Raw genomic sequence first — 13,359 nt, 5'->3', positions numbered from 1 at the left:
GTTGATGACCAGTTGGGCGATCGTCACCCTGCCGCTGTTCGCCCTGCTCAGCCTGCTGCTGTGGGATTCGCCATCACTGGCGGTGTTCATTTTCTGGTGGCTGAAACCGGCCTTCGAACGCCTGCCGTTGTACATCCTCTCCAAAGCGCTGTTCGGCGAAACCCCGACGCTCAAACAAGCCCTGCGTGAATGGCCGCGCCTGCTCAGGCCGCAACTGTTGGCCAGTCTGACCTGGCGGCGACTGAGTCTGAGTCGCAGCTTTGTACTGCCGGTGACGCAACTCGAAGGCCTCGACGGCGAGGCCCGACAACAACGTCTGCAGGTGCTGCTGCAACGCAACGGCGGCGCCGCGCAATGGCTGACGATTATCGGCGTGCATCTGGAGACCGCACTGTGGATCGGCTTGATGCTGCTGTTCTACATGCTCTTGCCGCAGCAGATCGAAACCGACTGGGACTGGCAATCGCTGCTGCTCGCCGCCGATCAGGACTGGCGTTGGCTGGAGCACCTGACCAACGCTTTTTATGCGCTGATCCTGGTGGTCTGGGAGCCGGTTTATGTTGCCTGCGGCTTCAGCCTCTACCTGAACCGCCGCACACAACTGGAAGCCTGGGACATCGAGTTGGTCTTCCGCCGTTTGCGCCAGCGCTTGAACAAAGGCGTGCTCGGTGTGTTGCTGGCCGCGTGCCTGTTGCTGCCGAACCTGCAACCGGTATGGGCCAGCGATGCGCCGGATGCCCCACGTTTGCTCAATCAGCCGCTGACCAGTCAGGCCGCGCACGACAGCATCCAGGCGCTGCTGGAACAACCGCCGTTCAAGAACAAGGAGAGCGTTACCCGTTATCGCTTCGGCGATGACCCGGCGAGTCCGGCCAAAGACGAGCAGACAGCTGAGGCACCGCAGTGGCTGAAAACCTTGCTCGGCTGGCTCGATGGTCGGCACCTCGATACCCTCGCTGGCGTGATTGAGGTGCTGCTGTGGGGCGCGCTGATCGCGGCGCTGGGCTGGCTGCTCTGGCGTTATCGCGAATTTCTCCAGGCTTTTGTCAGCCGCCGACCGAGCCCGCCATCGCGCAGCAAACCACCGGCGCCGCCGCAAGTCTTCGGCCTGGATCTGAACCGTGGAACCCTGCCGGATGACATTGCCAGCAGCGCCGAACGCTTGTGGCTGAACGAACCTCGCGCCGCGCTGGGCCTGCTCTATCGAGGCCTGCTCAGCCATTTGCTGCACGATTTCGACCTGACGCTGAAAACCGCCGACACCGAAAACCAGATCCTCGAACGCATCGAGCAATTGCAACGCCCGGACCTGCTCGTCTACAGCCGCACCCTTACGGTTCACTGGCAGAACATGGCCTACGGACACCGGATTCCACCGGCTCATTTACAAGCGCAGTTGTGCAACGGCTGGCGTGAATTGTTCGGCAAAGGATCCGCCCATTGAACCGGCGCCTCGGCTGGTCGTTGGCTACGCTGGCGCTTCTGCTGCTGGGCGGCTTGAGCCTGTTCCTCCACCTCAAGGCCCGGCCCTATCAGGAAACCGTCGATCACGGCCCCTCGCCTGCCGCGCAAGCCAATCCTTATCTGGCGGCAGAGATGTTCCTGCGCGAACGCGGTCTTGTGGTCAACCACGCCGAGACGCTGGCGGTGCTGCCACACACCGAGCCGCACGGTCATACGCTGCTGTTGTTCGGCGAGCGCGCGCGGATGACGCCGCGTGAAGTCGATCAGGTGTTGAACTGGACTCGCGCCGGCGGACGCCTGGTGTTTGTCGCCGAGTCGCTGTGGGATGCGCAGACCGGGCAAAGCAACGATCTGCTGCTCGACCGGGTGCAACTGCACCAATCGCTGAGCAAGGACCTGCCTGCGCAAACAGTTGAAAAGGACCGCTACCCGGAACTGACCAAGCTGTATCTGGAGGACGAAGAGGCGCCGGCCTACGCCGGTTTCGACACCGACTTCCACCTCGACGACCCGAACAATGTCGCGCAAGCCTGGGCCAACAGCGCCAAAGCCACGCACATGATGCAACGGGTGTACGGCCTCGGCACGGTCACCGTAGTCACTGATGCGGAGCTGTGGAAAACCCCGGCCATCGGCAAATACGACAACGCCTGGCTACTGTGGTACCTGAGCGCCGACACCGACGTCACGCTGATTTACAACACCGCGCACGATGGCTTGTGGACGTTGCTCTGGCGCTATTTCGCGCAGGCCATCGTCGCCCTGCTCGCCTTGATCGGCCTGTGGCTGTGGCAGGCCGGCGTGCGCCACGGCCCGGTGCAAATGCCAGCGCCAGCAGGTCGCCGCCAACTGCTGGAGCATCTGCGTGCCAGCGCCGATTTCCTGCTGCGCCACAACGGCCAGCAGGCGCTGCTGCAAGCCTTGCAACAAGACATCCTGCGCCGCGCCCGCCGCCGCCATCCCGGTTTCGATCAATTGAATGTGGCCGAGCAATGGCTGGCGTTATCGCGCCTGACCCGGCAACCCACCCGCGCCATCAGCCAGGCCCTGAGCCCACGTCCGAAGCAGCGTTTGTCCAGCGCCGAATTCAGCCGTCAGGTCGCTCATCTGCAAACCTTGAGGAACGCGTTATGACTGAACAGATCGAGCCCGGCAGCGCGACGCATGCCGCTCAGCAACGCCAGCGTGCCAGCCAGTTGGCGCAGGCAGTGCGCAATGAGTTGAACAAGGCGCTGATCGGCCAGGATGCAGTGGTCGACGATGTCCTGACCGCGCTGATCGCCGGCGGCCACGTGCTGCTCGAAGGTGTGCCCGGGCTGGGCAAGACCTTGCTGGTGCGCGCTTTGGCGCGTTGTTTCGGCGGCGAGTTTGCGCGCATCCAGTTCACCCCGGACCTGATGCCCAGCGACGTCACCGGTCACGCCGTGTATGACCTGCAGACCGAGCAGTTCAAGCTGCGCAAAGGCCCGCTGTTCACCAACCTGCTGCTGGCCGACGAGATCAATCGCGCCCCGGCAAAAACCCAGGCAGCGTTGCTCGAAGCCATGCAGGAGCGCCAGGTGACGCTCGAAGGGCGCGCGCTGCCGATCGCGCAACCGTTCATGGTGCTGGCGACACAGAATCCGATCGAACAGGAAGGCACCTATCCGCTGCCGGAAGCCGAACTCGACCGCTTCATGCTCAAGGTGCGCATGGATTATCCCGACGCCGATCAGGAGTTGAACATGGTCCGCCAGGTCTGTCGTTCGACCCGCGCCGACATGCTCGACGTGCAACCGCTGCGCACGGTGTTGCAGGCCAAGGATGTGCAAGCGTTGCAACGTATCGCCAGTGACTTGCCGCTGGACGATCAGGTCCTCGATTACGCCGTACGCCTGGCGCGCAGCACGCGCACCTGGCCGGGGCTGACCCTAGGCGCCGGGCCGCGCGCCTCGATTGCACTGGTGCGCTGTGCCCGTGCCCGGGCGTTGCTGCGCGGCGGTGAGTTCGTGATTCCGGATGACATCAAGGGCTGCGCGCTGGCGGTGCTGCGCCATCGCGTGCGGATCGCGCCGGAACTGGATATCGAAGGCCTGCAAGTCGATCACGTGCTTGCGCAGTTGCTCGATCAAGTGCCGGCGCCGCGCCTGTGAAACCTTCGCGTCTGCTGCTGATCTGGCTGGCCCTGCTGGTGGTCATCAGCATCGTGCTCGGCGCCCTGCAGGCGTTGCAGACCGACATCCCGTCCAGCCTGATTTCGGTCAACTGGGGGTTGCTGCTGGCGCTGTTGGCCTTGGCGGTTATCGACGCTGTGCGCCTCAGACGCCTGCCCTCGCCACGCATCAAGCGGCAGATGCCTGGCAGCCTGGCACTCGGGCGCTGGGGAGAGATAAATCTGCAAGTTGCCCATGAGTTTGCCGAGCCACTGAAGGTCAATCTCTTCGACCACGTCCCCGACGGCCTCGCGTTTGAACATCTGCCGCTGACCGTTGAGCTTCAACCTGGGCATGTCAGCCACATCAGCTACCGCCTGCGCCCCACCAGACGCGGGCATTTCAGCTTCGATCAGTGCGAAGTCAACCTGCCGAGTCCGCTAGGTTTCTGGTCAGGCAAACGCCTGCTCGGAGTCGTCGATCAGACCCGCGTCTACCCCGACTTCGCCCGACTCTACGGCGGTGAGTTGCGCGCCGTCGACAACTGGCTCAGCCAACTCGGCATACGCCAGCGCCAACGTCGCGGTCAGGGTCAGGAATTTCATCAGCTGCGCGAATTTCGCGAGGGCGACAGCCTGCGCCAGATCGACTGGAAAGCCACCGCCCGCCAGCGCACGCCGATTGCCCGCGAGTACGAAGACGAGCGCGATCAACGGATCATCTTCCTGCTTGATTGCGGCCGGCAGATGCGCAGTCGGGACGGTGAGCTATCGCACTTCGACCATGCGCTCAATGCTTGTCTGCTGCTCGGTTATATAGCGCTGCGTCAGGGCGATGCGGTGGGGCTGAATACCTTTGCCGGTGATCAGCCGCGACACGTGGCGCCGGTCAAAGGAGGCGGCCAACTGAACGTCTTGCTCAACGCTGTTCATGACCTGGAGAGCACACAACGTCCTGCCGATTATCAAGCTGCCGCCAGCCAGTTATTGGCTCGCCAACAGCGCCGGGCGCTGGTGGTGCTGGTGACCAATTTGCGCGATGAAGATGATCAACTGCTGGGCGCGGTCAAGCGCCTGAGCGTGCACCATCGGGTATTGGTGGCGAGCCTGCGGGAAGAAGCGCTGGATACATTGCGCCAGACTGCGGTGCAAACGCTGCCCGAAGCATTGGCCTACTGCGGCACGGTAGATTATTTGAATGAACGGGCCGAACTCCATGAGCGGTTGAATGCTCATGGAGTAGCAGTGATGGATGTTCGGTCCGCGCAATTCGGGGCCGCGCTGGTGACCCGCTACCTTGACTGGAAAAAATCCGCCACGCTCTAGCGCGACCGCTGGCTCAGACTACGACCAGAGTCAATGAACTTTCGGCTGTACCTACAGGGTTATTCACGCTTGCCCTGACAATGACCGAGCCAGTTTCAACCGGTGCAAAAACCACCTTCGACCATCCCTTGTCATCGCTGACAGTCCCTCTCAAGGGAACATCATCAACGGTCCAGAGCACGCTCATATCGACCACTGGCTCAGCCAGATTTTTTACCACTTGCACCGCGATCGTCACAGGCTTGCCCATTTGGCCGATGAGAGGCACTGCATAAATGGAACGCAAGATGACGCTGGGTCGGGCAACCACGTTGATCCTTGCCAGTGAAACTGCGCCCGAACTCAGCGAAGCCACCAGATCAAAATGGCCGACCTCAGTAGGCTGGAATTTTACCGGCGCAATTCCTAGCTCGTCGGAAACCGACGACGGCAGCGATTTGCCAGCGAATTGCCAATCGACTGGCAGGTTTGTTACGGGTGTGCCTTGCGGGTTGGCTTTCACTACGGCCCAGGCGTTCACCTCATCTGCACGATAAACAATTGTCCTGTCGCAACTGAGCGATTCAATCACCGGCGCTTGCCCGGTATAGGTCAATACAGCCATATCCCAACCGGCCAGCCCTCCTTCAACGGTCGCTGACAGAACGCCATCACCCAAACCCATGAACGTCCAGTCAGCAATACCCTCGTCATCGGTCACAGAACGCTCTAGCTGCCCGTTGAATTCCCACGTCACAGGCACGCCGGCCAAGGGCTGTCCGGTCAATGCAGAAGTCACTCTGGCTTTCGCATGCACTGCGGCTTCGTCGGGAGGCTGCCGGGCGTCGGACGGCTCATAAAGCTCTGCGATCTGTCTCGGTTGGGCGAGAACCAGATCCATCGCTATCGAAGCCCAATTGTCCGCATCGCCAACGGTTGCGATGACCTGACTGGAACCTGGCGTTGTGGGAACAAAGCATACTTTCGCCCTCCCGTAAAAGTCGGTCTCGGCGTTCAGAACGCCAAGGTCAGGGTGTGTAAATGTCACCAGCACTCCTGCCATCGGTTTTGCACTGATGGACGAAACGACCTGGATCGCCTCTTCAAAGACATCTCCCCAAAGAAGCTGCGAACCGGCATGGCTGGCCGCCGAGCTGATCCTCATCACCTGCGAGCCTGAACCCTGCGACATCGCGTTGGCCGGCGACAGCCGTGCCAGCCGTTCGGCGCAGAGCCGCAACGCAAAACTGCCGTCCGTGAAATCTCCCGCGCGCAACGCGAACCTTGCCATTCCATTCGTGACAACCTGCGCCATGCCCAACTCTGGCTCATAGTGATTGCCCAATACCGTGGGCGCAGTGCCGGTATGCCCCATACGTACGGTCTGCCCGTTAAATTCTTCCGGGAAAAACGCCACGATACTGTGCCTGCCTTTGCGACGCGGGAAACCGGTGGTCCCACCCCAGTCCTGACTGGTCTGACCATCGAAACTGACCTTGACTCGCGGCCAGAGATCTTCTGCCAACGGTTTGAAGGTAGCGCTTCTGTGCTCTGAGGTATTGTCGTAGAGACTGAACAAAGTCGCCTGCACTGTCTGCATGTCGGTGCTCACGGGAAGCACGGCGAAGCCGGAGTTACCATCGCTGTCAGTATTGACCGCTACAGGGTCGCCGCCGGAACGCCATGTCACCGGCACATCGGCAACCGCCTCCCCGGTAAAACGCGACACCACGTTAGCCCACGTCCAGGCCCGATCAAGATCCACTACCGGGTCCGTTGGTGATTCCAGTATGGAATTGAAACTCAAGGCGTTATCTCCCAGAGCCATGGGTGTGTCGGGGGCGACGAATACCAATTGAGGCAGGTTTACAGTGAGCGCAAAGTTGCCCGCCCTTGTGCTGCTGAAGAAATCGAGTTGCCAGAAAGCGCCCTCTGCACCCAGCGGTTGCGATTGCTTCAAGGGCGGACTCACGATCGCATTCAGTTCGTCGGCAGGCGTCCCCGACCACTCCAGCGCTGCTGACAGGCCCACCAGCGGGCTTAGCTCATTGAGGCAGACGGTAAACTGATGATCCGCACCGAGGCAGGGATATAACTTCTGCCCATCGAGTGCTGCCGTTACTCGATCCAGCCTGACGCCAACTTCCCGAGCCAGGTCCGGATTGACGAATCGCCCGCACAACTCGCGATCATCTGCAACAGCATCAGCCCGCAAACGCAACTCGAAGGGTCTGCTCAGACTTTCGTCGGCGTTGGAAGCCAGGTTCCATGTCAATCCATCAGCCCCCAGCGGGAAAGAAACGCCGAGATAAGCCGGGTTCAGACCGATCAGTGGATCGCCCTCTCGCCAATCCAGACTGATGCGTTTGCTGCCGATCCACGGGCTGTCGGCAGCTGGGCTGACCTTCAGCACGTGTGTCTGGCCATGCCGGCAAACCAATCCGATGGTCTGATGATCGATTGCCTGACCATCCAGAGTGATCGTCACATGCTCATTCCAGACACTGGTCGCAATCGCCTTGACGACGAATTCCATCTCGCTCGGCTCGGCTTCTTCGTGAGCCTTGATGGTGGCAATCACGCGATGGTCCCCCGCACCTGCGGGTTGATGCCCATGACTGGACCAGCCGCCCGCGCCTGTCAGGGTCCTCGTCACGCTCCCGTCCGGCTCGTTCCAGAAAACCAGCGCTCCCACTACCGGGCCACCGGTTCCTGATGCTGTCTTGTGCAGCACCTGCACCCACATTCGTGCACTGTGGTTTTCATCCACCACGCAAATCCTGTCCGGCCCTCGCACCTCACCGGGCATGACCACATTGCGTGCCAGCGACATGGGTTTGGCCGGCGAACTTTCCAACAGATGCGCAGAGGTCAACCGCAGAGAAAACTGGCCATCCTGTCTGTCGTCGTTAGCAAATCGATACTCAAGCAGTCCATCCGGACCTATACGCGCGGCTGTTTCAAGCGGCGGCGTGACAGTGACTCCCAGCTTCTCGGCAGAGTCACCACTCCAGTGCAATGTCACGTCTGTGTCCCACAGCACCTGGGGAAACCGGACTTGCAAACGATAGGTCGTTCCGCGATTGGGATAGTCTTTCTGCTCCCACGGCCGCTCGTCTCCAGCGGCCATGATCGTGCGGACCTCTTGCAAAGGGTCGGTCGCCAGCACCTTGACTTCAAAGGCCTGACTCACCACGCCGCTGGCGTAGTAAAGACTTTCGACCGAAGCTTGAATCTGCACATCGCCGGCCGCGCTCGGTTGTTGTTCAAACCAGGCCCAGCCCTCACGATCGGTCGGCGTCGTGGTTCCTGCGTCAGTGCCGTCTACCGTCCAGGTGACTGTTATTCCCTCCAGCACCTTGTCGGTGTAATACGAACCGACGCAGACGCCAACCCTGATGGATTGGCCGTGCTCCATCACCACGTAATGCGCTGCCTCTTTCAGTTGAATGAACTTCAGGCGGTGGTCGCCGAGTGATACCGGGATATCCAGTTCCGGGGCGTTGAACTCGTTCAATAACTGCAGGTTGAAAAGATAGGGAGGTTCGCCGTCAAGTTCCGGGCAAACCAGACTCCAGGAATCATCCAGCGGTTTATCCCTGCCCCAATCCGGATCGGCGACAATTGCGCCCTGTGGGTTGCTTTTGATGTTCAACGACGCCCGTGTACCCTGCCAGGTATCATCCTGCGCATGGATGCATTTGAAGCGGTGCGCTGCCGAACCAAGCGCGCCCAGACAAAGAGGCACGGCACGGCCCACTGGCAATTGCTGCCCGTCCAGTTGCAGCGTCAACACCTGCGCCGCCGGCAAGTGCAACTGAAGATTGATCCGGGTGATCCGCAACGAAGAGAAGTAGTCGCCCTCTTTGTTGACCGGACTGATGGCGTGGACTTTGAGAATGTCGGTATCCACAAGCGGCAATGTCACATCCACTATGTACGAGCGCGGTCGGAACATTCGAGGCAGGCCATCGCGCTGGCGCAGAAGATCGACCGTTCGATCGCGGCGAGCGCCCACGAGCAAGGGAATTTTCTGCGTATCAGGCAGCCCGGCCAAACTGAGCTCCAGCAGGCCCTCCTCATCGTGGTTCATTTCACAAAGAAAGCTGATGACATACCTGACGTCGTTACTGGAACTTTTGAATAGGCTGATCTCCTGATAAGCCGAAGAACCGTCCATGGCAGAGAGGATATTCATGCGCTCGCCACTTTCCAATTGATCGGACCTGGTCACGACATAAGCCGGGTTGACCGGCCCCCTTTTCCACTGCGCGAGGCTCTGGGAGAAGTCGCCATTGAGGATCAGATTGCGCTCGGCCTGAATATCGGGATCAAGCATGATGACGGCTCCGTTCGGCGTTGCGTTTCAAAGCCTTCGCTGCGGCTTCTGTCACCAGGTTTTCCACTGCCAGTATGAAGGTCGGTTCACCGGCCTTGGCCGTATAGCGGATAGTGATGATGAGGTCGGTAATGGATGCAAGCACGGCAGACTGAGCCGGCTCGCCCCACCACGGAAAATGGATTTCCCAACAGGAAACCGCCCCCGAACATTCAAAAGCGCGAAGCAACCCCGGATCCTCATCCTCCATGACGCGCCCATCATCAGCAACGCCTTGGGAAATGCCGATTTGCTGGCCCGAGCGGGTGTTGAACACCACATCGGCAGGCGCTGGCTTGCTGTCGGGGTCATGCAGATATTCCACCGCCTGTGGCACTGGCCGGACGACGGTACGACTGCCAGTCTGGGTCAATGTTGCCCTGAGGTTTTCGTAGGGTCCGAGCAACGCCGGGCAGTCAAATTCAACCGAGCGGATCAACCGGCAGTATTCACCAGGATGGTCGCGATTGAAGTTCAGCTCACTCACGCAAAAGGCGAGCCGTCCGTCAGCCTGCAGGTTTTCAAGCGCCGTCGTCCAGTCGGGGGCATCAGGCTGAGGCTCGACGGTATCAGCGAAGAGCTGACGCAAGGAAACGGTCTTGACCCGCTCGATACGTCGCTCGAAGCTTTGCAAGTGATCGCGCTGCTCACGCATCACAAAGCCAACCAACTGCTGACCAGCCAACAAACCGTGATGCTTCTCGGACCATGCCTGGGGCAAAACCGTCTGTGAATCGTAATCACCGGTTTGTGCAATGCGCGATGCCTGGGCACTGATGCACAGACTGTAAGTTGCATCATAAGCCTGGTAGTACAACGCCTTGAGTTGTCCCAGCAACCAATCATAAAGCTGGCTGTGGGCAGTGCGTTTGTGCAGAAAGTCGTACACCGCCAAAGACTGACGATTGGTTTGCAAGACCAATTGCAAACTGGCCTGGGCAGCCTCTACGGCAATTACCTGCGCATTGATCTGCTCGTCCAGCGCCAGCAGTTCGGCGAGCGCCAGGTTACGTTGCAAGCCCCATTCGCGGCGTCGCAGACGATAGCCCTCGGTCACCGCTCTTTTTTCCGCGTCGGCCTGTTTGCCCATGGAAGCAATCTGCAAGCCATGGGCGATGGCATGTAGAACACCTTCAGGAAAGGCATTGCCGTTGGCCATGCCAAAGACTTTGGGAATGACCGAAATCGCTCCCGCTGCAGCCTGAACAGCCACCGAGCCCTGATTCAGTTCCTTGGCAGCGTGCAGGTCATCCATGACCTTGTATTCCTCTGCCGTGACGTTTTCGTCAAACCACGCGGCGTACTCATCGGCGCGTTGCTTGACGGCGGCGTGACTTTGGCGCAAGGCCGTCAGCGTCACGTTCATCTGAGCGAGGGATTTTTCCTGAATGGCTTTCGTCCATTCGGCTTGTTCCAGCAGATGCCTTTGTTGCAACTCCACCTGTTGCGCTGTGTCGCGCTGTTCCATGAAGCGCAGCAGTTCACTGCCGAGGTTTTGCAGCTCCTGTGCAGACCGCAGGGCAAATTCGCTGGTCACTCGCCAGCCATAACCGTTTATGACTGGGCGCCCGCCCATTCGCCGTGGCCCGGCGTTGTTTCCTGCTGCCAGGTCACGTAACAGTTGCGCAGGATCACCCGGCGGTTCATACAGCGGCAATTCGAGCGGTTTGCCATCAATGGTCAACCAGTGACGCAAGTTGTGAAGGCGCTGCCGAGGCAGTTGGATCAGCGCCAGCAAGCGATCATTGGTCGGCAATTTGAAGGGTGGTGTCGCCAGCAGCCCCATCGCGGGTGCGAAATCAGCCGAGGGCGGTACGTCGGCAAGGGAATATACATGCGTTCTCTCGAACGCTTCCAGCGTTGGGCGCTCGCTCTGGTCAATCAGCGCTCCGAGAGTCTGTGTCTGCCAATCGGTCACCGAGCGCGCCGAAGGCGGGTCGCCCATCAAGTCCTGCGCCTGCTGATAACACTCCTTGGCCAGCACCAGACTGTCCCGCGTCTGCTGGCGGTAATACCAGTCCCCCTCCTCGACGAGATTCTTGACGAACTCCATGAAGGTGAGGATCTGAAAGTGCTGCGGCGCCGCGTAACTGATGGCGTACGGATCATCCTCTACCAGACACTCGGGGCCGGCATTGCCGGGACTCACCAACGGCCGGCAGCGCCAGTAGTCCGGCTTGTCGCCTGGCTGCGGGGGATCTGAAACCTGCGCGGTCGCTTGCGGATCGAACACCCTGCGCCACCAGGCTTCAGCCTCGCGATAACGATTTTCGTCGCGAAAGCGGATAGCCACCAGATGAATCAGATGGAAGAACAACTCCCAGAAATAAAGGCCATTGGCACCATTGAAGGCTCCGTTGGGCTCATCGACCGGCCCGGCTTCCGAGGGCGGTTCAACCAGAAACTGCGTCGGCCAGGCGAGCACCGCATCGATGGAAATATTGGCGAGCCCGACCAACTGCGGACCGAACAGCGAATTGAGGCGTACCCGTGCCAATGTTTGCGGATTGTTGAAGGCCAGAAACTGCGCCGCGTCATGCTGATTCTTTTCCAGTACTGCGGGGTCGAAACCCGCGATGCCGGTCATTGTCAGCACGAATTCTTTACGACCATAGGGTGCAGAGGCATCAGTAGCGCCGAAAGTGAAGGTGATGGGACTGGTGAAGCCGCCTGAACCGCGCTTGTAGGCAAGCCAGTCGGTGGCCCATCCGCCAGCTATTGAACGCTCCCCACTGGTTTGCTTCGGATCCCCGTCCGAGGGTTCGCTGGTCAGCATCAAATCGAAACCAGCGCAAACACTCGTGCTTGCCACCACCTCTGGGGCATTTGACCTGCAAATCCCCCTGACAACCAGGATGTCTCCCGTGGAGTGAGCAAGCAGAAAAGCATCCAGTTCGTAGAAGGCAGTCAGTGTCCCGGGCGTCGCGATCGTCGTAACTATTTTTGGCCGCATCTGCTCGGTCAGCGAATGCTGGACAGTGAGAAAACTGTCGAAACGTTGCGCCAGCATTTCCAGCCAACTGCCTTCATATTCCGGCCGAGAGCGAAACAGTGCATCGCGCACCACAGGCGTATGCGCTACTTCACCATTGAAAAACAGGATGCCAAGAACGCCATTGGGATGACTTTCGCTAACACGGACAGTGGCAATCAAGCGGCTACCGACTGCAGGATGGGCCGCGAGATCCGGAATGCTTTGCAGATTTGTTGCCGGCGACCAGTCACCGTTCTGCGATCTGAACGCTATGTTGATGCTCACCTTGTAGGGAACATAGCCGTCCTTGCCTTTCTCGCCGAGTTTGTCTGCAAGCTCGGCCCAGACCAGACACGGCCTGCCGTTCCAGAATACCGGGCGCACATCCAGCACGGTTCCGGTCGCCCCGACATCGATCAATTCCCACTCGTTCCACGCTGCCGGATTGACGCAGGTACAGGTCGGCGTCAGTTCAATCTGCGCTTCGCGCCAAAAGTATCGGTAAGGCGCCACGCGCTCGCGGCCGACAATGAAATAGCGCCCATCCACGGCCGAGGTGCCATGCATAAAAGCACTGACGACTTCCAGGTTGCAGGTTTCTTCAAAGGACTTCAGATAGTTGCGCAAAGCGATCAATACCGAATCGGTGCTTAACCGCGTCTGGTTCAGATCGGTCATCAGCGCCTGGAACAAACGAGTCGTGCGCGGCCGCGCGAACGGCGTCATGTAGTTTTCCGGGTAAACGAGGAGCGACATCAACGCCGACCAGTCCGAATAGTTTCTGTACAGCTCCCAGCGTTTCAGATCCTCTTCAGGGAACTCTGTCTTCGAATACCCCGGCTCAAGCTTGCGGTAGGCAGCATTGATGAACTTCTGCGCGCAGCTGATCGCCTCGGCACCCAGTGCACTGGGCACTTTTTGCGTGTCGAGCGAGTCCAGACGCAGCAATTCATTCAGATGGTCTGCGTTCTTCATGATGCTGAACCGGCCACCGCTCTCGCCAAAGTGGCCCAGGCAATACTCCGTCAGTGCAGTGCGACGTTGTTCCAGCAAATCGTTGATGATGCTTTGGCTCATGATCTTCACCTTCTGGCGGGGCGGCGCAAA

At 59.8% G+C, this 13,359-nt stretch carries 6 protein-coding genes; 4 read left to right on the top strand and 2 right to left on the bottom strand.

Going from position 1 to position 13,359, the window contains the following annotated elements; translation table 11 throughout:
- Window position 1 precedes the first annotated feature (1 nt).
- Genes D6877_RS04575 through D6877_RS04560 form a run of 4 tightly spaced genes read left to right on the top strand, consistent with a single transcriptional unit; the run spans window position 2 to window position 4,921 of the window.
- On the top strand, window positions 2–1,444 hold the full coding sequence (locus D6877_RS04575; RefSeq protein ID WP_241662849.1) for a DUF4129 domain-containing protein: 1,443 nt from the start codon (window positions 2–4) through the stop codon (window positions 1,442–1,444).
- A complete protein-coding gene (locus tag D6877_RS04570; protein ID WP_130910002.1) occupies window positions 1,441–2,598 on the top strand; it encodes a DUF4350 domain-containing protein in 1,158 nt (385 codons plus the stop codon). The genes D6877_RS04575 and D6877_RS04570 overlap by 4 nt, the downstream gene beginning before the upstream one ends.
- Window positions 2,595–3,596 carry a MoxR family ATPase gene (locus D6877_RS04565; RefSeq protein WP_130910001.1) on the top strand — a complete coding sequence of 334 codons (1,002 nt, stop codon included), beginning with the start codon at window positions 2,595–2,597 and terminating at the stop codon, window positions 3,594–3,596. Before D6877_RS04570 ends, D6877_RS04565 begins: the two co-directional genes overlap by 4 nt.
- Entirely contained in the window at window positions 3,593–4,921 is a 1,329-nt protein-coding gene (locus tag D6877_RS04560; RefSeq protein ID WP_130910000.1) for a DUF58 domain-containing protein, read from the top strand. The genes D6877_RS04565 and D6877_RS04560 overlap by 4 nt, the downstream gene beginning before the upstream one ends.
- A gap of 13 nt (window positions 4,922–4,934) precedes the next feature.
- Here the strand turns inward: D6877_RS04560 and D6877_RS04555 are convergent, their stop codons facing one another.
- On the bottom strand, window positions 4,935–9,239 hold the full coding sequence (locus D6877_RS04555) for a hypothetical protein (RefSeq protein WP_130909999.1): 4,305 nt from the start codon (window positions 9,237–9,239) through the stop codon (window positions 4,935–4,937).
- Window positions 9,232–13,329, bottom strand: a complete 4,098-nt coding sequence (locus D6877_RS04550) for a neuraminidase-like domain-containing protein (RefSeq protein WP_130909998.1) — start codon at window positions 13,327–13,329, stop codon at window positions 9,232–9,234. The genes D6877_RS04555 and D6877_RS04550 overlap by 8 nt, the downstream gene beginning before the upstream one ends.
- Window positions 13,330–13,359: the final 30 nt, after the last annotated feature.

The organism is Pseudomonas sp. Sample_9 (genome assembly GCF_004307535.1).
Lineage (GTDB): Bacteria > Pseudomonadota > Gammaproteobacteria > Pseudomonadales > Pseudomonadaceae > Aquipseudomonas > Aquipseudomonas mercuritolerans.
Note: the sequence above shows the minus strand (reverse complement) of the source record. Positions and strands in the feature narration are given on the sequence as shown.

Coding starts and splice junctions, on each gene's coding strand:
- D6877_RS04555 (WP_130909999.1), bottom strand. CDS start 9,239: ATGCTTGATCCCGATATTCAGGCCGAGCGCAATCTGATCCTCAATGGC.
- D6877_RS04565 (WP_130910001.1), top strand. CDS start 2,595: ATGACTGAACAGATCGAGCCCGGCAGCGCGACGCATGCCGCTCAGCAA.
- D6877_RS04550 (WP_130909998.1), bottom strand. CDS start 13,329: ATGAGCCAAAGCATCATCAACGATTTGCTGGAACAACGTCGCACTGCA.